Origin of the sequence: Paractinoplanes rishiriensis, assembly GCF_016862375.1 — a bacterium.
GTDB classification, from domain to species: domain Bacteria; phylum Actinomycetota; class Actinomycetes; order Mycobacteriales; family Micromonosporaceae; genus Actinoplanes; species Actinoplanes rishiriensis.
Map to the genome: position 1 here is coordinate 1 of NZ_BOMV01000015.1, position 24607 is coordinate 24607.

Consider the following 24607-nt stretch of genomic DNA (forward strand, 5'->3'; position numbering starts at 1 on the left):
GCGGTGCGGGGTCGCGGTGCGGGGTCGCGGTGCGGGGTCGCGGTGCGGGGTCGCGGTGCGGGGTCGCGGTGCGGGGTCGCGGTGCGGGGTCGATGTCGAGGGCAGGAAAGCCGCGCAAATCAGATTTATCCGGCTAAGGCGCCGCGAACCTCCTCGGCGGTGAGGGGTGAGTCGGCGAGGTGGCGCTCGACGTCGGCCCGGCCGGCTGCGGCGGCATCGGCCGCCGTGGCCGAGGCGATGGCGGCGGTGCGGCCGGCCGTGACGGCCGGGACGGCGGTGCCGAGACCGGGGTGGGTGGCCGGGACGGGCGGGCTGAGGGTGGGGTCCGTGGGTGGGACCGGTGGGCCGAGGGTGGCGTCGGTGGCTGGGACGGGTGGGCTGACGGCGGCGGGGCGGGTGGCCGCTGCCGTGGTGCGGGAGAACCACCACGCCAGCGCCACCAGCAGGGCGGCCGCGGCGATGATGCCGACCACCTGCTGGAGGGCTTCCTCGGCGTTCGCGCTGCCGCGGCTCAGCTCGCGGTCGAGCAGGGTGGCCTGGTGGTCGTGCATGGCGCCGGCCAGGACCACGGTGCGGCCGAAGCGGTCCTCGCCGTCCGCGGCGGCTCGGATGTCCTGGATGATCCGCTGCTGGACCGGGTCCGTGCGGGTCAGGGCAGCCAGCGCGGTCAGGGTGCGGTCGAGTTCGGCCGCGTTGGTGTTGAAGGTCCGCTCGGCCTGCGGGTCCTGGCCGCTCAGGTAGGCGCGCTGGGTCTGGTCCGCCGCGTTCGCCACCAGGGCCAGGTGGCCCACCTCGGCCAGCACCCGCTGGGCGTGCTCGATCGGGCGCTGGGCCTCCACCAGCACGCCCAGCCGGAGCCAGGCGCCGGCGCCGGCCGCCGCCAGGGCGAGCAGGGCGATCGCGAGTACCGCAGACCGATGCAGAGTAGTCATTCCGTAACTTTAGGAAGAATGGGAGGGGGACGTCGGGCAAAGTCTCATCAGGTGCTGCTGCCCTTCCGGCGGGGGCGTGCGTAGGGGGCGAATCATGAGCAACGAGCGACCGACCGTGCTGCTGGTGGACGACGAGTCTGACATTGTCGACGCCCTCGCCCTTCAGCTGCGCCGCGACCACCAGGTGCTGACCGCGGCCGGCGGGGACGACGCCCTGCGGGTGCTGGCCGAGTCGGGGCCGGTGGCCGCCGTGATCAGCGACCTGCGGATGCCGGGCATGGACGGCGTCGAGCTGCTGCGCCGGGTGCAGCTGGAGTACCCGGACACCACCCGGGTGCTGCACACCGCGCAGAGCGACCTGAACGCGGCGATCTCGGCCATCAACGACGGTGGCGTCTACCGCTACCTGTCCAAGCCGGTGAAGACGGACGAGCTGCGGAGCACCGTGCAGGACGCGGTCGCGCTGCACGGGCGTACCACCACCCAGCGGAACCTGCTCGAGACCACCCTGAAGTCCAGTCTGCAGGCGGTCTTCGGCTGCCTCGAGCTGGCCAGCCCGGCCGCGTTCGCCCGGGCCGGCCGGATTCGCACCATGGTGGCCGACCTGTGCGTCGCCATGAAGCTGGCCTCGCTCTGGGAGATCGAGGTCGCCGCGATGGCCTCGCAGCTCGGCGCGGTCACCATCCCGCCGACCGTGCTGCAGAAGATGGACAAGGGCCTGCCCTGCACCGAGGAGGAGCAGGCCATGATCGACGCCATGCCGGGCGTCGGGGTGGAGCTGCTCAAGGGCATCCCGAACCTCGAGGACGTGCTGGAGATCGTGCGCGGCCTCGGTGCGGCCCGGCGGGGTGAGCGGCCGGCCAAACCGTACCCGCCCCTGGTCGAGGCGGCCGTCGACGTGCTGCGGACCGCGATCGACTACGAGACGCTGGAGAGCCGCGGTCTCGAGGTGGAGAACGCGATCACGGTGCTCGAGTGCCGCGAGGACGCCGCCATGCCGGTGCTGTCGGCGCTGCGGGACGTCAAGGGCATCAAGGCCAAAACCGCCGAGAAGGTACGCGGGCTCCGCGTGGTCGATCTCGAAGTCGGCATGCGGGTGGCCGAGGACATCGTGGCCTCGAACGGGCTGGTGCTGATCGGCCGGGGCATGGTGGTGACGTCGCTGCTGCTGGACCGCCTGGACAACTACGCCCGCATGATCGAGATCGTGGAGCCGGTGCTGGCGTTGCCGGGCGCCGGGCCGCTGATACCGGACTACTGGTTCAAGGACTGATCCAGCTCCTGGGCCAGGTCGTCCAGCACGCCGATGACCAGCGCCTGTTCGGCGGCGAGGCGGCCGAGCGTCAGGTCCGGGTCGGGCACGCTGCCGTTCCGGGCGGCGTGCTCCACCTCGGCGAAGATCCCCGCGAGAGTGTCCGCGCCGATGTTCGAGGCGGAGCCCTTGAGCCCGTGCGCGTGGTCGCGCAGCGCCGTCCGGTCGCCGCCGCGCAGCAGTTCGCCGAGCCGCTCGACGCCGTCCGGCGTCTTGCCGACGAACGAGCGGATCAGCCGGGCCAGCAACTCGCGTTCGGCCGCGCTCGGCTGGTCGCCGGCGATGTCGGCCATCCGGGCCCGGATCTCGTCCTCCCGGCTGCGCACATGCATGCGTACATCTTCCGTGCCGCCGGTTGCGGCGCGGGTGCAATTCCTACAGTCACTCCGCGTACGGCCGATTTCCTCAGCGTGACCGACCGCTGGCCGCCCGCACCCCGCCGCTACGTGTACGCCACGTGCGGCATCGTGGCGCTCTCGATGCTCTGGTACGTCGCCGGCCTGCTGGTCGGTGCCGGCCCGGAGATCCTGGCCTACCTACCCGCCCCGATCGCCTCGGCGGTGGGCGCGGTGGCGGTCGCCGCGCTGCTGCGCAAAATACCGATGGACCCGGCCGCCCGCCAGTTCTGGCGCCTGATCCTGGTTCTCGAGGTCTGTGTCGCGCTGGGCCGCGGGATCTTCTGCGTGCAGACTTTCGCCACCTACCCGGCCGGCCCGCCGGCGCCGCTGATTTCCATGCCGCTGCTGCTCGCCGGGCTACTGGCGGCGATCGTGGCGCTGTGCCGGGTGCCGCTGGGCCGGGTCGACCGCGCCGACCGGTGGAAGCAGTGGCTGGACCGGGCGGTCGCGTTCGGCGGTTGCATCACGCTCTTCGTCTTCGCCGTGGTGGCGCCGCTGCACCACCGTCCCGACCCCTGGTCGATGGGCGCGGTGCTGATGGCCGGCCTCACCGTGGTGATGAGCGCCATCGGCATCTGCCGGGTGGTCTCGGTGCCGGGCGGTCCGGTCGACCGGGTCGCGGTCCGGCTGGTCGCCTGCTCGGGTCTGGCCACCGCGGTGTACGCGATGCTCAACGCCCAGTTCGGCGCCGGCGCCGCGACTCTGGGCCAGGCCGTGGTCCTGCCCTTCGGCCCGCTGCTGATCGTGCTGGCCGTGCACCGGCACTGGTCCGCCGCCGGCGCCCGCACGCAGCGTGAGTCCTGGCTGCCGTATCTGACCGTGCTGGCGGTCGACGTGCCGCTGGTGGTCACCGTGTTCCTGCCGATGCACTGGCCGGACCGGCTGGTGGTGGTGCTCGCCGTGGCGGTCACCCTGCTGGCCACCGCGCGCCAGTTCGTCGCGTACCGGGAGAACCGGCGCCTGATCCGGGCCCAGCGCGAGTCCGAGGAGCGGCTGCGCCACGACGCCACCCACGACGCGCTCACCGGGCTGCCCAACCGCGGCCTGTTCCGGGAGCGGCTGGCCGCGGCCCTGGGCGCCGAGGGCGCCACCGTGGTGATCGTCGACCTGGACGACTTCCGCACGGTCAACGAGTCGCTGGGCCACGAGGTCGGCGACGACCTGCTGATCGCGGTGGCCGAGGAGCTGCGCGCGACGGTCGGCTCCGCCGGCCTGCCGGCCCGGCTCGGCGGCGACGAGTTCGCCGTGCTCGTGACCGATCCTGAGGTTTGTGCCGAGGACCTGGTCGCCCGGATCACCACCGTGCTCGGCGGCTCGCTCAGCAGGCACCGCCTGCTCATGCACGCCAGCGCCGGCATCGCGACCGCCCCGGCCGGTACCGCGTTGGACCACGTGATGCGCGACGCCGACACCGCCCTGCACGCCGCCAAGCAGCGCGGCAAGGACAACTGGGTGCGGTTCGCGGCCGGCATGGAACGGCCGGTGCACGCGGACGCCCAGCTTGGCGCCGAGCTGCGCCGAGGACTGGACGACGGTGAGTTCCGGGTGGTCTACCAGCCGCTGGTCGACCTGAACCGCAACCTGGTGACCGGGGTGGAGGCGCTGGTCCGCTGGGCGCACCCGACCCGGGGCATGGTGTCGCCGGCCGACTTCATCCCGGTGGCCGAGCGCACCGGCCTGATCGTGCCGCTGGGCCGGTTCGTGCTGCGCGAGACCTGCCGGCAGGCCGCCGCCTGGCTGGCCGAGTTCGGCCCGGAGGTGGTGCAGAAGGCCGGCCCGAACGTGTCGGCCCGGCAGTTGCACGACCCCGACTTCGTCGACGACGTCCGGGCGGCGCTTGCCGACTCCGGCCTGCCCGGCGAGTTCCTGGTGCTGGAGCTGACCGAATCCGCGGTGCTGCGCGGCCAGCAGGTGTCCCGGGCGCTGCACGAGCTGCACGGCATGGGCGTGCGGCTGGCGCTGGACGACTTCGGCACCGGCGAGTCCTCGCTGAGCCTGCTGCGCGCGTTCCCGGCCTCGATCGTGAAGTTGGACAAGTCGTTCGTCGACGGCATCGAGCTGGACGAACCCGGCTCGCCGGCGGCGATGGCCCGGCAGGCGGTGGCCCGCGCGGTGATCCAGATGGCCGGCGCGCTCGACCTGGACACGGTGGCCGAGGGCATCGAGAACGCCGAGCAGGCGGAGCGGCTGCGGCAGCTGGGCTACTCGCTCGGGCAGGGCTTCCACCTGGCCAAGCCGATGAGCCCGGAGGCGGTCACCCGGATGCTGGCCGACCAGATGCCGGCCGACCAGATGCCGGCCGACCAGATGCCGGCCGACCAGCATCACACCGCCGCGGCATGAGAATTCCTTCACCGGTGGCAAGTTTCGCCGAAACGACACAGGTGGCTCCCGAATCGCGAGTACCCCGGCTCCACCTGGCGGTAGTTGCCGCCATCGTGGCGGCGTCGGCGGTCTGGTTCGTGGTGTGGCGCCTGACCGGGATCGGCCCTGCCGGATACGGCTACCTCGCGGTGCCGGCCGGCGCCGCGGTGGCCTCGCACGCCATGTTCCGGCTGATCCGCGCGGTGCCGATGGACCCCGTGGCGCGCCGCTTCTGGCGCCTCATGGCGGTCGCCTTCGCGCTGGTGACGGCGGGCTTCTCGATCCTCGCGTGGGCATCGTTCACCGGCCCTCAGGAACTGCCGACCATGCCGATGGTGGCGGCGGCGCTGGTCGTCTCGGCGTTCCTGATGGCCATGTGGGCGGTCGGCCGGGTGCCGGTCGGCATCACCAACCGCTCCGAGCGCTGGAAGCAGTGGCTGGACCGGACCATCGCGTTCTTCGGCTGCGGCACCGTGCTGTTCACCTTCGGGATCGCCCCGATGTTCGAGTCGCCGGACCCGTGGAGCCCGCAGGCGCTCACCATGGTGGGGCTGTCCACCGTGATGGCGGTCGGCGGCATCACCAAGGTCTCCTACCTGGGCCGCGGCCCGGTGGACCGGGTGGCGCTGCGCCTGGTCGCGATGACCGGGCTGGTCGGCGCCGGGGTCGCGTTCCTGGCCGCCGACGGTTACGCCGGCATCATGCCGGGCCAGTCCGTGGTCATGCCGCTGGCCCCGCTGATGGCGGCCGCCGCGGTGCGCCGCCAGTGGACCGCCACCGGCGCCCGGCCCCGCCGGGCCAACACCTGGCTGCCCTACCTGGCAATCGCCGCCGTGGACCTGCCGCTGGTGCTGCTGCCGGATCAGCTGGACTGGTCCGGCCGGGCCGCCATCGCGGCCGCCGTGCTGGTCACCGCGCTGGTCGCGGTCCGGCAGTACGTCGCGATCCGGGAGAACGCCCGGCTGCTGCGCGAGAAGCGCGCCTCCGAGGAGCGGCTGCGCCACGAGGTCACCCACGACGGGCTGACCGGGCTGGCCAACCGCGGCCTGTTCCGCGAGCGGCTGGCCGCCGCACTGGACCGGGGCGAGGCCACCGTGCTGCTGGTCGACCTGGACGACTTCAAGACCGTCAACGACTCGCTCGGCCACGAGATCGGCGACCACCTGCTGATCGCGGTGGCCGGCTCGATGCGAACCGCGGTGGGCGCCGAGGGACTGCCGGTCCGGCTCGGCGGTGACGAGTTCGCGGTGCTGATCGACCACTGCCAGAACGGCGCGGTGGACGGCGAGGAGATCGCCGAGCGGGTGCTGGCCGAGTTCGCCGGCCCGATGAGCGCGCACCAGCTGCTGGTGCACGCCAGCATCGGCGTCGCCACGGCACCGGCCGGCACCGCGCTGGACCACCTGCTGCGCGAGGCCGACGTGGCCATGTACGCGGCCAAGCAGCGCGGCAAGGCGAACTGGGTGCGCTACCACGACGGCATGGAGCAGCCGGTGTTCGCGCACGCCCGGATCGGCGGTGAGCTGCGCCGGGCCCTGGACGCCGACGAGTTCCGGGTCTACTACCAGCCGATCATGGACCTGGCCCGGGGCCGGGTGATCGGCGTCGAGGCGCTGGTCCGCTGGCAGCACCCGACCCGCGGGCTGGTGTCGCCGGCCGAGTTCATCCCGGCCGCCGAGGGCACCGGCCTGATCGTGCCGCTGGGCCGCTTCGTGCTGCGCGAGTCGTGCCGGCAGGCCGCCGCCTGGCTGGCCGAGTTCGGGCCGGACGCGCTGCAGAAGGTGGCGCCCAACGTCTCGGTGCGCCAGCTGCACGACCCGGACTTCCGGACCGACGTCCGGGCGGCGCTAGCCGACGCCGGGCTGTCCGCCGACCGGGTGGTTCTCGAGCTCACCGAGTCGGCCGTGCTGCGCGGGCCGCAGGTGCTGCAGACCCTGCACGAGCTGCACGGCATGGGCATCCGGCTGGCGCTGGACGACTTCGGCACCGGCGAGTCGTCGCTCAGCCTGCTGCGCGCGTTCCCCGCCTCGATCGTGAAGCTGGACAAGTCGTTCGTCGACGGCATCGAGCTGGACGAGGAGGGTACGCCCGAGGCGGCCGCCCGGCAGGCGGTGGCCCGCGCGGTGATCCAGATGGCGCGCGCGCTGGACCTGGACACGGTGGCCGAGGGCATCGAGAACCAGGAGCAGGCGGACCGGCTGCTCGGCCTCGGCTACACCCTGGGCCAGGGCTTCCACCTGGCCCGGCCGATGCCGGCCGGGGACCTGACCCGGCTGCTGGCCGAGCAGCGCGACCGCGACCTGGCCGTAGCGGCCTGAGACACGACGGGGCATAGGGTACGGCGATGGACACGGTGGACGACGGCACAGCGACGGCGCGGTCGCTCGGGGACTGGCTGTCCGCGCTGCATTTCGCCGACCTCACCGAGGACCGCGCCACGGCCCGGATCATCGACGCGGTCGCGGCCTGGGGCGAGGCGCAGGGCTGGCGGGTCTACCGCCGGGCGCCGAGCGTGGTGCCGCTGCCGCCGCCGCTCAACGGCACCTCGGTGCTGGACGTGGCCTGCGCCCGTCCGGGCGGCCAGCCGATCGCGATCGAGGTGGATCGGCTCGACCGGCAGCGTACGGTCGACAAGCTGCTGGCCGAGGCCGCGGCCGGGCGGCTCGCCGTCTGGGTGCGCTGGGGCGCCGGCCCGTTCCGGTCGCCGCCGCTGCCGGTGCATCTCGTCACCCGGGAGGCCACGCGGCGCGGCGGCACCTGGCACACGGTGACCGACCTGCCCGCGCCGCGGCACTCCGGTCCCGTCGACGTCGTCGAAGCCGAGGAACTGCCCTGGGAGGCTAAGCCGTGACCGAGAACCCTCAGCACCGGGCGTGGCGGGTGACCGAGCCGATCCACGCCATGATCTACTTCGTGCCGGAGGCCACCGAGGCGTACACCCGGCTCGGCCTGACCCCCGGCGACGGCTACTTCGCGGCGCGCGGTGCCGCGTTCGGGCCGGCCGGCCCGGCCCTGGTCACCGCCACCTTCTACAACTTCAAGCCGGCCCTGGTGGCCCGGGCGCTGCCCGCGGTGTGGTCGGTGACCACGCCGGCGGCCGTGCTGGAGGCCCGGCTGGCCGCGGTGGACGCCGCCCTGACCCGGGGCCTCGGCCCGGACGTGCTGGAGTCGCCCCAGATGGCCGAGGCCGCGCGCCTGGCCCGCCGGGCCGCCGAGGCCGCCGCCGGGCACCCGCAGGGCCGCCCGCTCTTCGCCGCGCACGCCGGGCTGAGCTGGCCGGACCGCCCGCACCTGGTGCTCTGGCACGCGCAGATGCTGCTGCGCGAGTTCCGCGGTGACGGGCACGTGGCGGCGCTGATGGCGGCCGGCCTCAGCGGCCTCGAGTCGATCGTGCTGCACGCCGCGACCGGCGACGTGGACGCCAAGTTCATGCGGGTCAGCCGGGGCTGGCAGCACTCCGAGTGGGACGCCGCGGCGGACGACCTGCGCGAGCGCGGCCTGCTGGACGGCGACAAGATCAGCGACTACGGCCGGGAGCTGCGCGCCGAGATCGAGGCGACGACCGACCGGCTGGCCGCGCCCGCCTACGACGTGATCGGGAACAACGGGTGCACCCGGCTCGCCGAGCTGACCCGGCCCTTCAGTCTGAGGATTGTGAAGGCCGGAATGCTTGATCCGGCCGCCGCACTGCCTCGGCCACAGGGCCGAGGAGGCACCCCGGTGACGACCGAGACCGCGGCGCCCCCCACCGAGGAAGTGGTGAAACGGCGGTCGACGGACCACCCGGTCGACTGGTGGGCACAGTTCCCCGAGGTGTCCGAGAAGTTCGACGCCGCCCTGGTGACCGAGGGCCTGTCCGACCTGATCATGCCGAAGATCAAGTCCCCGCTGCTGCGGCGCGAGGCCGAGATCGCGTCCGCCGTCGTGGTCATGCACCTCAACAAGGCGCACAGCGAGGAACTGGCGGTCCGGGCCCGGAAGGCGGTCGGCCGGCTGGAGGCGACCGTGTCCCGGCTCGACGACCGGTCCACCTCCGACGACACCGGCACCGGCGAGGCGTACGCCCTCGCCCATGCCCTGCGGGGCCGGTGGGCCGAGGCGGCCGCCGCGGCCGAGTCGTTCGTCAGCTACCAGGAGTTGCTCCGGGTGTTCGTGTCGGCGCTGCGCCTGGAGCGGTTCGACCCGGTGCTCACCGTGCGGCTGCTGCGGGCCGGCCAGCACCCAGCCGTCGCGGTGCGGACCGGACTGATCGTCGGCAAGTACGGCTGGTGGCCGGACTGGCTGCTCAAGGTCGTCACCGAGCGGGCGGTGCACGGCCTGCTCGACGAGGACACCATCACGGCCCTCGACCAGTGCGCCTACGCCGAGCTCAGCCCGGCCCAGGCCCGGATGGCCCGGCGGCTGCTGCAGGGCGAGCCGGACCTGATCGAGGCCTCGGCGACCCGGCTCGAGGGCCTGGGCGAGGAGGAGGCGGCGGCGAAGCTGCGCGAGGGCGACCTCACCGCGGTCGCCCTCGCCGCCCGGCTCATCCCGCTGTAAGGGCTACGAGCCACCTTCGTTCAGGGTCACCGCCTGCGGCTGGAACGACGTGCCGGTCACGTCGATTCCGGCCGCCTTGGCCTGGGTGATCGCCTGGTTGATGTAGTCGTTGGTGTAGGCCAGCCCCTCCGGCGCCTTCTTGAGCACGGTGTCGCCGGTCTGGTTCTTGGCGGTCATCGAGATGTCCACGGTCTGCTTCCAGGACGCCTCGTCCACCACACCGATCCCGGCCGGCGACGGCCAGATCAGCTTGTTCACCTCGTTCATCTGCCACAGCTGGTGGCTCTTGCCGAGCTTGGAACCCTTGGCCACCACCAGGTCGCGGCACTTCTCGGCGTTGTCCCGGCAGAACGCCCAGCCCTTGATCGTGCCGAGCAGGAACTTCACGGTCTGCTGCTGGTACGCCGGATCGTTGAGCTTCTCGGTGTTGGCCCAGACCGAGTCCTGCAGCATCGCCGAGGCGTTCGTCTTCCAGTCGATGACCGCGAAGTCGTCGGCCGTGTAGAGCTTGCCGGTCTGCGGGTTCTTGGCCTCCAGCAGCTGGGCGTACTCGTTGTAGCTCATCGCCTGGGCGGCGTCGATCTCCCGCTTGAGCAGCGCCTGCATGTCGAACTGCTGCTGCACCAGGGTGACGTCCTTGCCCGGGTCGAGCCCGGCCTTGGTCATCCCGGCGAACAGCTCGAACTCGTTGCCGAAGCCCCAGTTGCCGATCTTTTTGCCCTTGAACTGGGCCGGCGAGGTGATCCCCGAGTCCTTCCAGACCACCTGGTACGTGCCGGAGCGCGCGAAGATCTGGCCGACGTCGGTGATGCCCGCGCCGGACTCGCGGGAGGCCAGCGCCTTGGGCACCCAGGCGATCGCGTAGTCGGCCTTGCCCTGGGCCAGCACGGTCTGCGGCACGATGTCGACCGCACCCTCGAGCAGCTGCACGTCGAGGCCCTGCTCCTGGTAGAAGCCCTGGTCGACGGCCGCGATGTAGCCGGCGAACTGGGCCTGGAAGAACCACTGGAGCTGGAGTTTCACCGGGGCGAGCGCCCCGCCGCTGCCGCCCGGCGCGGGCGTGGTGGTGTTCTGGTCGGCCGTGCCGCAGCCGGCGAGCAGCGCGGTAGCGACGGCAACAGCGGTAAATATACGAAATCGTGGCACAGGAACCTCCCGAGGAATGACAACAGGCCGGGTCAGGCGATCAGGCGCTGGCGCCAGGGCATCGCCAGCCGCTCCAGCAGGAGCGTGGTGAGATAGAAGGTCAGTCCGAGCAGGCAGGCGCCGACCACGAAGGCCCAGGCACGGGAGTAGGCGGTGAACGCGGCCGCGGAGGTGATCCGCGACCCGAGACCGCTCTGCAGGCCGCCGAAGTACTCGGCGACGACTGCGGCGATGACGGCCAGCGACGACGCCTGTCGCAGGCCGGTGAAGACGTAGGGGAGGGCGCCGGGCAGCCGCACCTTCACCGCGAAGGTCCAGCCGCTGGCCGCGTACGTGTGCATGAGCTCGCGGTGGATCGGGTCGACCTCGCGCAGGCCGCGCAGGGTGTTGATGAAGACCGGGAAGAACACGATGATCGCGGTGACCAGCCGGCGGGGCAGGCTGCTGGTCGACTCGAACATGTTGTTGAGGATCGGGGCCAGCGCGATGATCGGCAGCGCGTTCAGCACCGCCGCGAACGGGATGGAGATCTCGCCGATCGCCCGGAACCGGCTCGCCGCCATCGCCGCGAGCACCCCGGCGACGGCTCCGCAGATCAACCCGACCAGCGCGTTGGCGCCGCTGGCCAGGGCCGCCTCCCAGACGTTGCGGCGCTGCTCGACCAGCTGTCCCCAGATCGCCGACGGCGCCGGCAGGATGAACGGCGCGATCCGGCCGAGCGTGACGGTCAGCTCCCAGCCCACGATCGCCAGCACCCCGACCAGCAGCGGCGGGAGCCCGGCCCGCACCCACTTCATCGCGCGTCCGCCCGCTGGGACGGCACCCCGCGCAATTCCTGGCGCACCGAGGTGACGTAGCCGAAGTACCGGTCGGACTGGCGGGCCGCGTCGTCGCGGGCCGGCAGGTCCACGTCGATCGCCGCGGTGATCCGGCCGGGCCGGGCCGACATCACCACCACCCGGTCGGACAGGAACACCGCCTCGGAGATCGAGTGCGTGACGAACACCGTGCTGGTGCCGGTCTGGGCGCAGATGCCGAGCAGCTCGGACTGCAGGCGCTCGCGGGTCATCTCGTCCAGCGCGCCGAACGGCTCGTCCATCAGCAACAGCGGCGGCTGTACGGCGAGCGCCCGCGCGATGGCGACCCGCTGCTGCATGCCGCCGGACAGCTGGGCCGGGTAGTGCCCGGCGAACTCGGCCAGCCCGACCAGGGCCAGCATCTCCTCAGCACGCGCCCTGCGGCCGGCGCGGGACAGGCCGCGCAGCTCCAGCGGCAGCTCCACGTTGCGCAGCACGGTCCGCCACTCGAACAGCCCGGCCTGCTGGAAGGCGATGCCGTAGTCCTGGTCGCGGCGGGCCTGGCCGGCGTTCTTGCCGGCCACCGTCACGGTGCCGGTGGTCGGCTCGATCAGGTCGGCGATCAGCCGCAGCAGCGTGCTCTTGCCGCACCCGGACGGCCCGATCAGCGAGACGAACTCGCCGCCGGCCACGGTCAGTTCGACCTCGGACAGCGCCGTGACCTCGTCGGCACGACCCTGGTTGAAGACCTTCGTCACCTTGTCCACGACAACCGCGGTCACTGTTCCTCCTTAGCTGTGCCCTTCTGGCCCTCGCCGGCGAGGCCGTCCGTCGGTGCGGCCGGGTGCCGCTCGGTGCGGGCGATCACAGGGTGACCACCTCCACGTGCCTCCGGTGCCGCATCAGCGGCCGTTCGAGCAGGCTCACCGCACCGGCCACCAGGAGGCCGAGCAGCGCGGCACCGAGCATCGCGGTGTAGACCTTCGCGGGGTCGCTGGTCGCCTCCCGGGAGTACTCGATGATCAGGCGGCCGATCCCGCCGCGGGTGCCGGTGGAGATCTCGCCGACCACCGCGCCCACCACGGCGGCCGCGCCGGCCAGGCGGAGCGCCGGGAACAGGTAAGGCAAAGCGGCCGGCAGCCGGAGCTTGGCCAGCGTGCGCCACCACCCGGCGGCGTAGCTGCGCATCAGCTCGACGCCGCTCGCGGACGGCGACTGCAGGCCGCGCAGCATGCCCACCGCGACCGGGAAGAAAGCCAGGTAGGCGGCGATCACCGCGACCGTCATCCATTCCGCCCACAGCACGCTCCACCCGGCCACCAGCGGCGCGAGCGCCACCAGCGGCACCGTCTGGGAGAGGATCACGTACGGGAGCAGGCCGCGCTCGACGATGCGGAACCGCTGCATCACCATCGCCAGCAGCAGCCCCACGAACGCGCCCGCCGCGAAACCGGCCGCCGTGATGCCGGCCGTGAACAGGCACGCCTGCAGCACCACGATCCAGACCGGCCGGCCGCCCGTGAGTTCGGGGCGGCCGAGCCGGTCCAGCACCGTCCACAGGTGCGGCATGGACAGGTCGTCGGCGCGCGGCAGCACCCGCACCCCGAACAGCACGGTGCCGTCCGGGCTGCCGACGACCTTGTAGCCCTCCCAGAGCGCCGCGAAGAGCGCGACGCCGGCCAGGGCGAACAGCACCCTTCTCACGTGAGCGCCGGGATGATCTGCGATCCGTAGGCCGCCAGGGTCTCCTCCTTGGCGTCGTGCTGCAGATAGACCGCGAACTGGTCGACGCCCAGGTCGCGCAGTTCGTGCAGCCGTTTCAGGTGGTTCTCGACCGGGCCCAGGACGCAGAACCGGTCGACCACCTCGTCCGGCACGAACGTGGTGTGGGTGTTGCCGGCCTTGCCGTGCTGCGCGTAGTCGTAGCCCTGGCGCTCCTTGATGTAGTCGGTGAGCACCTGCGGCACCGCGCCGTCCGCGCCGTACCGGGCCACGATGTCGGCCACGTGGTTGCCGACCATGCCGCCGAACCACCGGGTCTGCTCGCGCTGATGGGCCAGGTCGTCGCCGACGTACGCGGGCGCCGCCACGCAGAACTTGATCGACATGGGATCCCGGCCGGCCCGCTCGGCGGCCGCGCGCACCGCGCCGATCATCCAGGCCGCGATGTCCGGGTCGGCCAGTTGCAGGATGTACCCGTCGCCGACCTCGCCGGTCAGGGCCAGGGCCTTGGGCCCGTACGCGGCCACCCAGACCTCGAGGCGGCTGTCCGGTGCCCAGGCGAACCGCAGCTCCCGGTCGCGCAGGCGCACCTGCTCGCCGTTCGCCAATCCCTTGATCACCTGGACCGACTCACGGAGCTGGCCCAGCGTCTGCGGCTGGGCGCCGAGCACCCGCAGCGCCGAGTCGCCCCGGCCGATTCCGCAGATGGTCCGGTTGCCGTACATCTCGTTGAGCGTGGCGAACAGCGACGCGATGACCGTCCAGTCCCGGGTGCCCGGGTTGGTGACCATCGGGCCGACGATCACCCGCTCGGTCTCGTCGAGGATCTTGGAGTAGATGACGAACGGCTCCTGCCAGAGCACGTGCGAGTCGAACGTCCACACGTGGCTGAAGCCGGCCGCCTCGGCCTTCTTCGCCAGCTCGACCACCCGCAGCGCGGGCGGGTCGTTCTGCAGCACTACACCGATGTCCATCCCCACCCCCTCACCGCAGGTAACTGGACAGCGCGCGGGGGACGTACTTGCCGCGGCCGGCCCGCCCGGTGTACTCGCCGCCGGAGCTGATCACTTCGCCGCGGGACAGCACGGTGTCGACCCGGCCGTCGATCTCCCAGCCCTCCCAGGCGGAGTGGTCCATGTTCATGTGGTGCGTCTCCACGCTGATCCGGGTGTGCCCGCCCGGGTCGTACACCACGATGTCGGCGTCCGAGCCGGGCGCGATGATGCCCTTGCGCGGATAGAGGCCGAACATCCGGGCCGGCGTGGTGGCGATCGTCTCGACCCAGCGCTCCAGCGACAGCTTGCCGTCGACCACGCCCTGGTAGAGCAGGTCCACCCGGTGCTCGACGCTGCCGATCCCGTTCGGGATCTTGGAGAAGTCGCCGAGGCCGAGCTCCTTCTGGTCCTTGAAGCAGAACGGGCAGTGGTCGGTGGACACCACGGACAGGTCGTTGGTGCGCAGGCCCTGCCACAGGTCGGCGCGGTGCGGCTCGTGCTTGCTGCGCAGCGGCGTCGAGCAGACCCACTTGGCGCCCTCGAAGCCGGGCGCGCCCAGCTGGTCCTCGAGGGTCAGGTAGAGGTACTGCGGGCAGGTCTCGGCGAACACGTTGCGGCCCAGGTCGCGGGCGGCCTTCACCTGCTCCAGGGCCTTGGACGCGCTCAGGTGCACGATGTAGAGCGGGCAGTCGGCGGCCACGCTGGCCAGCCAGATCGCCCGGCTGGTCGCCTCGGCCTCCAGCTCCTGCGGCCGGGTCAGGCCGTGGTGGACCGGATCCGTCTCGCCGCGTTCCAGGGCCTGCTTGACCAGCACGTCGATGGCCGGGCCGTTCTCGGCGTGCATCATGATCATGGCGCCGTTCTCACGGGCCTTCTGCATGGCCCGCAGGATCTGGCCGTCGTCCGAGTAGAAGACGCCCGGGTACGCCATGAACAGCTTGAAGCTGGTGATGCCCTCGTTGGCCACCAGGTGGTCCATGGCCTTGAGTGCGTCGTCGTCCACGCCCCCGATGATCATGTGGAACGCGTAGTCGATGTGGCAGTTGCCGTCCGCCTTGCCGTGCCAGGCGGCCAGGCCGTCCTGCACGACCTCGCCGTACCGCTGCACCGCGAAGTCGACGATCGTGGTGGTCCCGCCGATCGCCGCCGCCCTGGTGCCGGTGTCGAACGTGTCGCTGGCGTGGGTGCCGCCGAACGGCAGTTCCATGTGGGTGTGCGCGTCGACCGCGCCCGGGATCACGTACTTGCCGGTCGCGTCGATGACCTCGGGCCCCTCCGCAGGACCCTGGCCGGGCGCGAAGATCGCGGCGACGGTCTCGCCGTCCACCAGCACGTCGGCGGGGTAGGCGCCGGACGGCCCGACGACCGTCCCGCCCTTGATCAGGATGCTCACGGCTGCACCAGCCCGTCGTAGGAGTCGGGGCGGCGGTCGCGGTAGAACTGCCAGCGGTCGCGGACCGTCCCGAGCAGCGAGAGGTCGAGGTCGCGGACGATCAGCTCGGGGTTGTGGGTGTCGGCCACCTCACCTACGAACTTGCCCTCGGGGTCGACGAAGTAGGTCTGGCCGTAGAAATCGTTGTCGCCCAGCGGCTCGGTGCCGACCCGGTTGATCGCCCCGATGAAGTACTCGTTCGCCACCGCGCTGGCCGGCTGTTCCAGCTGCCAGAGGTAGGACGAGAGGCCGCGGCTGGTGGCCGACGGGTTGAAGACGATCTTGGCGCCGTTCAGGCCGAGCGCCCGCCAGCCCTCGGGGAAGTGCCGGTCGTAGCAGATGTAGACGCCGATCCGGCCCACCGCGGTGTCGAAGACCGGGTATCCCAGGTTGCCGGGCCGGAAGTAGAACTTCTCCCAGAAGCCCTTGACCTGCGGAATGTGGTTCTTGCGGTACTTGCCGAGGTACTTGCCGTCGGCGTCGACCACCGCGGCGGTGTTGTAGAGGACGCCCTCCTGCTCCTTCTCGTACATCGGCAGGACCATGACGAGGCCCAGTTCGGCGGCGAGGGCCTGGAAGCGCTCGGTGGTGGGGCCGGGAATCGACTCGGCGTACTCGTAGTAGGCCGCGTCCTGGACCTGGCAGAAGTACGGCCCGTAGAACAGCTCCTGGAAGCAGATCACCTTCGCACCCTGTGCGGCGGCGTCGCGGGCATAGTCCTCGTGTGCCTTGATCATCGATTCCTTGTCGCCCGTCCAGGTGGTCTGGACGAGGGCGGCACGAACGACGTCGGTCATGGCTGCTGCCCCTCTCTCGTATCGCTCGTCAGGCACGGTGGCGCGCCTGTGATCGTCTGTCTACTCCCCGTTATAGACCCTGCGCTAGAGCTTGCATGTCCGGTTCGGATGCCGTAGGACCTTAACGACACACATTCAAGCGGACAATTGCTCGTACGTAACGGAATGTTTCTGGAAGGCAAATTTGCTCGCGCTCATCACGGATGCGGTAGAGGACCGCAGCGCCCGGGGCATCGCGGCCGCCGTCGGGCGCCTGGTCAGTGCGGGCACCCTGCCGGCCGGGAGCCGGCTGCCCACCGTCCGGGACATGGCCCGGGAGCTGGGGGTCAGCCCGACCACGGTGAGCGAGGCCTGGCAGAGCCTCACCCGGGCCGGCGCGATCCGCACCCGGGGCCGGTCCGGCACGTTCGTGGCCCCGCCCGGCCTGACCCGGCTGGGCCGGCGCTACGTGCAGATGAGCGGGGTGCCGGCCGCGGTCGCCCGGGACCTGTCCACCGGGGTGCCCGACCACGACCTGCTGCCCGACCTCACCGACGCGCTCAAGCGGCTCGGCGACGGCCGGCTGACCAGCAGCTACCTGGACGCTCCGGTGCTGCCGGAGCTCGAGGAGGTGCTCCGCGAGCGCTGGCCGTCCCGGCCCGGGCAGCTCACCGTGGTGGACGGCGCGATGGACGCGCTGGACCGGGTGATCGCGACGGTGGTGCGCTTCGGCGACCGGGTGGTGGTGGAAAACCCGGCCTTCCCGCCGCTGCTCGACCTGCTGCAGGCGGTGGGCGCCACGGTGGTGGGCGTGCCGATGGACGAGCACGGCATCGCGCCCGGACAGCTGCGCGCGCTGCTCGCCGAGTTCCCGGCGAGGGCGCTGTTCCTGCAGCCCCGGGCGCACAACCCGACCGGGATCAGCATGCCGCCGGAGCGGGCCGCGGAACTGGCCGGCGTGCTGGCCGGCTTTCCCGGCGTCGTCGTGGTGGAGGACGACCACGCCGGCGATATCGCCTCGGCGGCGCCGGTCAGCCTCGGCCGGCACCTGCCGGAGCAGACCGTGCACGTGGCCAGCTTCTCCAAGAGCCACGGGCCCGACCTGCGGCTGGCCGCGATCGGCGGGCCGGCCGCGATCGTCGAGCAGGTGGCCGAGCGGCGGCTGCTCGGGCCGGGCTGGTCCAGCCGGTTGCTCCAGGCGGTGCTGCTCGACCTGCTGACCGATCCGGGCGCCACCGCGCAGGTGGCTGCGGCCCGCCACGCGTACCTCCAAAGACGCCGGCAGCTGCTCGCCTGCCTGCACCACCGCGGGGTTACCGCGACCGCCGCAGACGGTATCAACCTGTGGATGGCCGTGGACGACCAGCAGATCGCGCTGGTCGAGCTGGCCGCGCACGGCATCGCGGTGGCGCCCGGCACCCCGTTCTGTGTCACCCCGCTCGGCTCCGACCACGTGCGGGTCACGGCGGGGCTGGTCGCGGACGGGTTCGACGACCTGGCCGGCGCGCTCGCCTCGGCCGCCATCCGGGACAGCCGCGGCAGCGGTACCCGAGCCCGCCCGCATCCGCGCGGCTGGCGCTGACCCTCCGGGAGGTTCCCCCTCATGACCGACGACCTGCTGAGCCGGCACCGCGCGGTGCTGCCGGACTGGATGCCGCTCTACTACGGCGACGCGGCGCTCGAGATCGTGTCCGGCTCCGGCCGCCGGGTGACCGACGCCGCCGGGCGGACCTATCTGGACTTCTTCGGCGGCGTGCTGACCAACATGATCGGGTACGACGTCGCCGAGATCACCGAGGCGGTGCAGCGCCAGCTGTCCACCGGCGTGGTGCACACGTCCACGCTGTACCTGATCCGCCAGCAGGTCGACCTGGCCGAGAAGATCGCCCGGCTGTCCGGCATCCCGGACGCCCGGGTGTTCTTCACCAACTCGGGCACCGAGGCCAACGAGACCGCGCTGCTGATGGCCACCAACGTGCGCCGGTCCAACCAGGTGCTGGCGATCAAGAACAGCTACCACGGCCGCACCTTCGCGACCATGGCGATCACCGGGCACCGGTCCTGGTCGTCCAGTTCGCTCAGCCCGCTGAACGTGTCCTGGCTGTCCTCGGCGGACCGGCTGCGCGGCCGGATGGCCGGGCTTACCGACGGCGACCTGGCCGAGGCGGCCGTCGACGACCTGCGCGAGGTGCTGGCCACGGTCACCGCGGGCGACGTGGCCGCGCTGATCGCCGAGCCGGTTCAGGGCGTCGGCGGCTTCGTCGCGGCGCCGGACGGCGTGCTCGGCGCCTACCACAAGGTGCTGGCCGAGCACGGCATCCTGCTGATCGCCGACGAGGTGCAGACCGGCTGGGGCCGCACCGGCGAGCACTTCTGGGGTTACCAGGCGCACGGCGTCACGCCGGACCTGATCACCTTCGCCAAGGGCATCGGCAACGGTTTCGCGCTCGGTGGCGTGGTCGGGCGGGCCGCGGTGATGAATGCGGTGCCGGCGATCAGCTTCTCCACGTTCGGCGGCAACCCGCTGTCGGCCGCGGCCGGCAACGCGGTCCTCGACTACGTGCTCGACCACGACCTGCAGGCGAACGCGGCCCGGGTGGGCGCGATCCTGCTGGACGGCCTGCGCGCGCTGGCCGCCGCCATCGTGGGGGAGGTGCGCGGCAAGGGGCTGATGGTCGGCGTCGAGTTCGTCCGGCCCGGCACCCGCGAGCCGGACCCGGCCGCCACGGTGCGGGTCTTCGACGAGTGCCGGGCCGGCGGCCTGCTGGTGGGCAAGGGCGGCCTGTACGGCAACGTGGTGCGGATCGGCCCGCCGCTGACCCTGACCGAGGACGAGGCGCGGGAGGGGCTGGCGGTGCTGTCGGGCGCGATCGGGCGGGTCGACAGCGAATATCACTTAGCGTAGCCACGGGACGGATCGGTCGAGCAGCCCGCGGGACTGCAATTCGTGCCGCAGCGGGATCTTCTCGTCGATGTATCCGTCCCAATTCACGCCCCAGTAATTGGCGGTGTGGGTCGCCTCGCCGAGCAGTTGCCGCTGGACCGGCGTGCGATTCAGCCACCAGTCGCCGGTGCGGTCGATAGGCATTTCGTCGAGCGGCCGGATCCACCGGTAGGTGTACCCGACGAAGAGCATCTTGCGGGTCACCGCGCTGCGGTTGACCGACCGCGAGTGCCACAGCCGCCGGTCGAAGACGAACGCATCGCCCGGGTTCGCGGTGATTTCCACGGTGCCGCGCGGGTCCGCTCCGCCGGTCGTGCGCTCGAGGGTGTTGCTCAGATGGCTGCCCGGGATGACCTTGGTGGCGCCGCGTCCGGTCCGGGACAGATCGGACAGCACGTAGGCGACCTTGAGCGACAGCATCGGCCGCGGCTGGCCGACCGCCTCGGTATCCGAGTTCTGCCGGTAACCGTCCTGGTGCCAGCCCCAGACTTGAGAATGCTCGGCAGGCGGCTGCTCGGCGAGCGCGGGCGGGGTGACGTCGAGGTGGTTGTGGTGCGAGTAGATGTTCCAGCCGGCCAGGCCCCAGACGTACGGGAACGTGCCGGGGTGGGTCAGCAGTTCGCCGAACTCGTCGTCCCGGTCGAGGAAGCCGAGCAGGTGCAGGCTGCCGTCCGGCTTGACCCGGCCGGCGGCGCGCTCGGCGGCGTAGACCCGGTCGACCGCGGCCTCGAGCCGCGCCCGGTGCTCCTCGGTGAGTGCCCGGCGAATTAGCAGAATGCCCTGCTGCTGGAAATCTGTCCGCTTTTCCGGCGTGATGGCGTCGAACATTTCCGGTCCCCCCATAATCGTCGTCATGGTTCCCCGGGGAATCGGTTCTCAACGGTGAAGACGGGGTCGGCGGCGGGCCACGTTGCACCTGGTCGTCAAGAAATCGCAAATAGCAGACGGTGATCACTCAGGGTGTTTTGTACGACAAGGGCGAACTTTTGCTGGATCTGAAGAAACTTGGCTTCACTGTGGACGAAACATATCGGTAATCTGCCGGTGGACGCCGTTCAAAGGAGACCGCAATGCCGCCGTCATTGAACCGCCGCCAACTACTCGGTGCCGCCGCTGCAGCCGGCGCCGCCACCTCCCTCGCCGCCACCGCACCGGCCTCGGCCGGCGGCCGCGGCGGCGCGCTGCACCGGGTCCCGCGTGACCAGATCAGCGTGCAGCTTTACACCCTGCGCGGCCAGCTCAACATCGACCTGGAGGGCAGCCTCGCCGAACTGGCCGAGATCGGGTACACCCGGGTCGAGCACGCCGGCTTCGTCGGCCGCACCGCCGCGCAGTTCCGCGCCGCCCTCGACGCCGCCGGCCTGCGCGCCACCTCGGGCCACGTCGGCATCCCGCAGCCCTTCGACGCCGCCGCCTGGGAGCGCGCGCTCGAGGACGCCAACATCGTCGGCAACAGGTTCATCGTGCACCCGTTCTTCGGGCAGACCTCGTCCGGCCCGGTCCGCGACGCCGCGGTCTACCTGGCGTTCGCCCGCGACCTCAACCGGGCCGGCGCACTGGCCCGCCGGGCCGGGCTCAGCTTCGGCTACCACAACCACCAGGCCGAGTTCCTGCGCCAGTCCGGCACCGACCGGACCGGCTTCGACATCCTCACCGGGGAGACCGACCCCCGGCTCGTGCACCTCGAGGTGGACCTGTTCTGGGCGTTCCGCGGCGCCAGCGACCCGGTCGACCTGATCCAGCGCAACCGCGGCCGGATCAAGCAGGTGCACGTCAAGGACCTGGGCGTGAACGGCAGCTTCACCGACCCGGGCGACGGCCTGATCGACTTCGGCCGGATCTTCGCGCGCTCCCGGGAGGCGGGCCTGATCGAATACATCGTCGAGCGGGACGACGCGGGCACCCCGCCGCGCACGCCCGCGGACGCGCTGATCACGGCGGAGGTCGGCTACGACTACCTGGCCGGGCTGCGGTTCTGATGTCCCGCTTCTTCGGACTCGTGAGTTTTGTCGGCGTGGCCGTCCTGGCCGTGCCGACCGCGGCCGTCGCCCACCCAGGGCACGAGTTGCCGCCGGACACCGACTTCCAGAAGGTCACCCTCAACGACTTCCCGGGCGAGCCGATGGCGCTCGCCGTGCTGCCGGACGGCCGGGTGCTGCACACCGCCCGCACCGGCGAGGTGCGCGTGCACGAACCGTCCACCGGCCGCAACGTACTGGCCGCCACGATCCCGGTCTACCAGCACGACGAGGAGGGCGTGCAGGGCGTCGCGGTCGACCCGGACTTCGAGCGCAACAAATGGGTGTACGTGTACTACTCGCCTCCGCTGGACACCCCGCGCGACGATCCGTCCACGCCCACGGTGAACGAGGGCGACGCGCCGGCCAACGGCACGGCCGCCGACTTCGCGCCGTTCCAGGGCTTCCTCCGGCTGTCCCGGTTCAAGCTGGCCGGCAACACCCTGCGGCTGGGCACCGAGCAGAAGATCATCGACGTGCCGACCGACCGCGGCCAGTGCTGCCACGTCGGCGGCAAGATCGATTTCGACAGCCGGGGCAACCTGCTGCTGTCCACCGGGGACGACACCAACCCGTTCTTCTCCGACGGCTACGCGCCGATCGACGAGCGGCCCGGCCGCAACCCGGTCTTCGACGCGCAGCGCTCCGCGGCCAACACCAACGACCTGCGCGGCAAGCTGCTGCGGATCACGGTGGGCCGTACCGGCGGGTACACCGTCCCGCGCGGCAACCTGTTCAAGCCGGGCACGCCGCAGACCCGGCCGGAGATCTACGCGATGGGCCTGCGCAACCCGTTCCGGTTCACCGTGGACCCTTCCAGTGACGTCGTTTACATGGCGGACTACTCGCCGGACGCGCGTAACCCGAACCCGGCCCGCGGTCCCGCCGGGCACGGCCGCTGGATGGTCATCGACAGGCCGGCGAACTACGGCTGGCCGTACTGCGTCGCGCCGGACATGCCCTACGTGGACTACGACTTCGGCACCGGCACCTCGGGCGCGCCGTTCAACTGCGCGGCACCGGTCAACGACTCGCCCAACAACACCGGCCGGCGCAACCTGCCACCGGTGGAGAAGGCCGAGGTCATTTACTCGTACGGGCTCAGCAGTGAATTTCCCGGGCTGGCGACCGGCGGCATCGGGCCGATGGGCGGGCCGGCGTACGACTACTCGCCGCGGAACCGGTCGCGGATCAAGTGGCCGGCCTCGTACGACGGCCTGCCGCTGTTCGCCGAGTGGACCCGCGACTACGTCAAGGCGTTCCACCTGGACCGCCGCAACCGGGTGACCCAGATCGACGCGGTGCTGCCGTCGCTGGTCTTCGACAACCCGATGGACCTGGAGTTCGGGCCGGACGGCGCGCTCTACGTGCTGGAGTACGGCGACGGCTTCTTCAACGAGAACCCGGACGCCCAGCTGTCCCGGTTCGACTTCGTGCGCGGCAACCGGACCCCGATCCCGCGGGCCGCCGCCACACCCGCGTCGGGCGAGGCGCCGCTCACCGTGGCGTTCTCCAGCGCCGGCACCACCGACCCGGACGGCGACGCGCTGCGCTACGCGTGGGACTTCGACGCCGACGGCCGGGTCGACTCGCGCTCGCCGAACGCCACCTACACGTTCACCGAGAACGGCAACTACCGGCCGACGCTGAAGGTCACCGACAGCACCGGCCGCTCCGCCTCGGCCGAGGTGATCCTCCCGGTCGGCACGCTGGCCCCGGTGGTCACCTTCGTGACGCCGACCGAGGACGACGCGTTCGCCTTCGGCGACACGGTCACCTACCAGGTCTCGGTCGTCGACGACCAGCCGGTCGACTGCGCCCGGGTCACGGTCAGCTACATCCTCGGCCACGACGAGCACGGTCACCCACTCTCGCAGAGCTCCGGCTGCACCGGCTCAATCACCACTTTCGTCGACCCCGGCCACGCCGGCGCCGGCAACCTCACCGCGGTCTTCGTGGCGTCGTACACCGACACCGGCGTACCGCCGCAGACCGGCACCACCGAGGTGGTGCTCACCCCGACGGCCGGGTAGTGAGTGCAGGGCCAGGACACCGGCCGGTGTCCTGGCCCGCGGAGGTGAGCCGTGCGCGGTCAGGCACCGGCGCGCTCGATCCGCACCGTGAACCGGCGGCCTCACCCGCGCCGTGCGGTGCGAGGAAGTCACTGACGATGGGTGTACTGCTGGTAACTCGCAGGCCGGCGGCGCTCGCCGTACCGTCGGGGTCGTGGACAACCGAGCCGAGGTGCGCGACTTTCTCACCTCCCGCCGCGCGAAGATCAACCCGGAGCGGGCCGGTCTCCCGGTCACCGGCCAGCGCCGGGTTCCCGGGCTGCGGCGCAGCGAGGTCGCCGCGCTGGCCGGGATGAGCGTGGAGTACTACGCGAAACTTGAACGCGGCACCCTCGCCGGTGTCTCCGCCGGTGTGCTCGACGCGATCGCCCGGGCCCTGCAACTCGACGAGGCGGAACGCGCGCACCTGCTGCGCCTCGCCCACGAGGCCGACGGCAGCAACGCCGTGCTGCGCCCGCGCCGGCGGCCGAAACGGTGGCAGGTCCGGCCCAGCCTGCAGTGGTCGCTCGACGCCGTCACCACCGCGCCGGTGATCGTCGGCAACAACCGCTCGGACCTGCTCGCGGCCAACCCGCTCGGCCGTGCCCTGTACTCCGAGCTCTACACCGGTCCGGCCGGCCCGCCGAACTTCGCCCGCTTCACCTTCCTGGACAGCGCGGCCCGCCGCTTCTACCCGGACTGGGGCCTCGCCGCCGACATGACCGTCGCCAACCTGCGCACCGCGGCCGGCAAGGACCCGCACGACAAGAGCCTGCACGACCTCGTCGGCGAACTGTCCACTCGCAGCGACGACTTCCGCCGCCGCTGGGGCTCGCACGACGTCCGCACCCACGGCACCGGCGTGAAACACTTCCACCACCCCGTGGTCGGCGGCCTCGAACTCGCCTACGAGAGCATGGACCTCCGCGCCGAACCCGATCTGACCATGACCATCTACGCGGCCGAACCGGATTCACCCACCGAGGACGCGCTCCGCCTGCTCGCCTCCTGGGCCGCCTCGCAGCAGCCGGTCGCGGCCGAGCGGCCGGCGAACGGAAGATGAACGGGACGCTAACGGCCGGGTTCGGATGAATCGGGCCGTTAGCTGACCGTGAGGTTTTGGCAACGGATGGGCGACTTTAGGGAAACATGAGGTTAACGAAGGCCGAACTTCGAAAAGG

Annotated in this window: 20 protein-coding genes; 10 read left to right on the forward strand and 10 right to left on the reverse strand. The window is 71.7% G+C overall.

Features of this window, described 5'->3' with window-relative positions; all coding sequences use genetic code 11:
* Nucleotides 1–125: 125 nt before the first annotated feature.
* Nucleotides 126–932, reverse strand: coding sequence for a CHASE3 domain-containing protein (locus Ari01nite_RS10185; protein WP_203780910.1), 807 nt, complete (start codon nt 930–932; stop codon nt 126–128).
* Nucleotides 933–1026: 94 nt separating this feature from the next.
* Here Ari01nite_RS10185 and Ari01nite_RS10190 point away from each other — a divergent pair, with 94 nt between their 5' ends.
* Nucleotides 1027–2205 carry a response regulator gene (locus tag Ari01nite_RS10190; protein ID WP_203780911.1) on the forward strand — a complete coding sequence of 393 codons (1179 nt, stop codon included), beginning with the start codon at nt 1027–1029 and terminating at the stop codon, nt 2203–2205.
* Here the strand turns inward: Ari01nite_RS10190 and Ari01nite_RS10195 are convergent.
* Nucleotides 2187–2576, reverse strand: coding sequence for an Hpt domain-containing protein (locus Ari01nite_RS10195; protein ID WP_203780912.1), 390 nt, complete (start codon nt 2574–2576; stop codon nt 2187–2189). The two genes, Ari01nite_RS10190 and Ari01nite_RS10195, sit on opposite strands and share 19 nt — an antisense overlap.
* A gap of 78 nt (nt 2577–2654) precedes the next feature.
* Here Ari01nite_RS10195 and Ari01nite_RS50845 point away from each other — a divergent pair, with 78 nt between their 5' ends.
* Genes Ari01nite_RS50845 through Ari01nite_RS49735 form a run of 4 tightly spaced genes read left to right on the forward strand, consistent with a single transcriptional unit; the run spans nt 2655 to nt 9545 of the window.
* Nucleotides 2655–4985 (forward strand): putative bifunctional diguanylate cyclase/phosphodiesterase, encoded by a 2331-nt coding sequence (locus Ari01nite_RS50845; RefSeq protein WP_275410837.1) that lies wholly within the window; start codon nt 2655–2657, stop codon nt 4983–4985.
* 41 nt (nt 4986–5026) lie between these two features.
* A complete protein-coding gene (locus tag Ari01nite_RS10205) occupies nt 5027–7324 on the forward strand; it encodes a putative bifunctional diguanylate cyclase/phosphodiesterase (RefSeq protein ID WP_239162630.1) in 2298 nt (765 codons plus the stop codon).
* Between the two features lie 26 nt (nt 7325–7350).
* Nucleotides 7351–7857 carry a hypothetical protein gene (locus Ari01nite_RS10210; RefSeq protein ID WP_203780915.1) on the forward strand — a complete coding sequence of 169 codons (507 nt, stop codon included), beginning with the start codon at nt 7351–7353 and terminating at the stop codon, nt 7855–7857.
* A complete protein-coding gene (locus tag Ari01nite_RS49735; protein ID WP_239162631.1) occupies nt 7854–9545 on the forward strand; it encodes an SCO6745 family protein in 1692 nt (563 codons plus the stop codon). The genes Ari01nite_RS10210 and Ari01nite_RS49735 overlap by 4 nt, the downstream gene beginning before the upstream one ends.
* 3 nt (nt 9546–9548) lie before the next feature.
* On the opposite strand, the gene Ari01nite_RS10220 is transcribed toward Ari01nite_RS49735, so the two are convergent.
* The 7 genes from Ari01nite_RS10220 to Ari01nite_RS10250 all read right to left on the reverse strand — a co-directional run bounded on the left by Ari01nite_RS10220 (nt 9549) and on the right by Ari01nite_RS10250 (nt 16434).
* Complete coding sequence (locus tag Ari01nite_RS10220; protein WP_203780916.1) at nt 9549–10691, reverse strand: ABC transporter substrate-binding protein; 1143 nt, start codon at nt 10689–10691, stop codon at nt 9549–9551.
* Between the two features lie 32 nt (nt 10692–10723).
* On the reverse strand, nt 10724–11488 hold the full coding sequence (locus Ari01nite_RS10225) for an ABC transporter permease (RefSeq protein WP_203780917.1): 765 nt from the start codon (nt 11486–11488) through the stop codon (nt 10724–10726).
* Nucleotides 11485–12270: an ABC transporter ATP-binding protein gene (locus Ari01nite_RS10230; RefSeq protein ID WP_203780918.1), complete on the reverse strand. Its 786-nt coding sequence runs from the start codon at nt 12268–12270 to the stop codon at nt 11485–11487. The genes Ari01nite_RS10225 and Ari01nite_RS10230 overlap by 4 nt, the downstream gene beginning before the upstream one ends.
* A gap of 82 nt (nt 12271–12352) precedes the next feature.
* Nucleotides 12353–13192: an ABC transporter permease gene (locus Ari01nite_RS10235; RefSeq protein WP_239162632.1), complete on the reverse strand. Its 840-nt coding sequence runs from the start codon at nt 13190–13192 to the stop codon at nt 12353–12355.
* Entirely contained in the window at nt 13189–14184 is a 996-nt protein-coding gene (locus tag Ari01nite_RS10240; protein WP_203780919.1) for a TIGR03842 family LLM class F420-dependent oxidoreductase, read from the reverse strand. Before Ari01nite_RS10240 ends, Ari01nite_RS10235 begins: the two co-directional genes overlap by 4 nt.
* A gap of 10 nt (nt 14185–14194) precedes the next feature.
* Nucleotides 14195–15598: a dihydropyrimidinase gene (gene hydA, locus Ari01nite_RS10245; protein WP_203780920.1), complete on the reverse strand. Its 1404-nt coding sequence runs from the start codon at nt 15596–15598 to the stop codon at nt 14195–14197.
* Nucleotides 15595–16434 carry a nitrilase-related carbon-nitrogen hydrolase gene (locus Ari01nite_RS10250; protein ID WP_203780921.1) on the reverse strand — a complete coding sequence of 280 codons (840 nt, stop codon included), beginning with the start codon at nt 16432–16434 and terminating at the stop codon, nt 15595–15597. Before Ari01nite_RS10250 ends, hydA begins: the two co-directional genes overlap by 4 nt.
* Before the next feature lie 184 nt (nt 16435–16618).
* Here Ari01nite_RS10250 and Ari01nite_RS10255 point away from each other — a divergent pair, with 184 nt between their 5' ends.
* Both Ari01nite_RS10255 and Ari01nite_RS10260 read left to right on the forward strand, forming a co-directional pair.
* Nucleotides 16619–17995, forward strand: coding sequence for an aminotransferase-like domain-containing protein (locus tag Ari01nite_RS10255; protein WP_203780922.1), 1377 nt, complete (start codon nt 16619–16621; stop codon nt 17993–17995).
* Between the two features lie 21 nt (nt 17996–18016).
* Nucleotides 18017–19318, forward strand: a complete 1302-nt coding sequence (locus Ari01nite_RS10260; RefSeq protein WP_203780923.1) for an aspartate aminotransferase family protein — start codon at nt 18017–18019, stop codon at nt 19316–19318.
* Here the strand turns inward: Ari01nite_RS10260 and Ari01nite_RS10265 are convergent.
* Nucleotides 19310–20185, reverse strand: a complete 876-nt coding sequence (locus tag Ari01nite_RS10265; protein WP_239162633.1) for a phytanoyl-CoA dioxygenase family protein — start codon at nt 20183–20185, stop codon at nt 19310–19312. The genes Ari01nite_RS10260 and Ari01nite_RS10265 overlap by 9 nt on opposite strands.
* 242 nt (nt 20186–20427) lie before the next feature.
* On the opposite strand from Ari01nite_RS10265, the gene Ari01nite_RS10270 reads away from it, so the two are divergent.
* The 3 genes from Ari01nite_RS10270 to Ari01nite_RS10280 all read left to right on the forward strand — a co-directional run bounded on the left by Ari01nite_RS10270 (nt 20428) and on the right by Ari01nite_RS10280 (nt 24489).
* Entirely contained in the window at nt 20428–21336 is a 909-nt protein-coding gene (locus tag Ari01nite_RS10270; protein WP_203780925.1) for a sugar phosphate isomerase/epimerase family protein, read from the forward strand.
* Nucleotides 21336–23408: a PQQ-dependent sugar dehydrogenase gene (locus tag Ari01nite_RS10275; RefSeq protein ID WP_203780926.1), complete on the forward strand. Its 2073-nt coding sequence runs from the start codon at nt 21336–21338 to the stop codon at nt 23406–23408. Before Ari01nite_RS10270 ends, Ari01nite_RS10275 begins: the two co-directional genes overlap by 1 nt.
* Nucleotides 23409–23601: 193 nt before the next feature.
* Nucleotides 23602–24489: a helix-turn-helix transcriptional regulator gene (locus tag Ari01nite_RS10280; protein WP_203780927.1), complete on the forward strand. Its 888-nt coding sequence runs from the start codon at nt 23602–23604 to the stop codon at nt 24487–24489.
* Nucleotides 24490–24607: the final 118 nt, after the last annotated feature.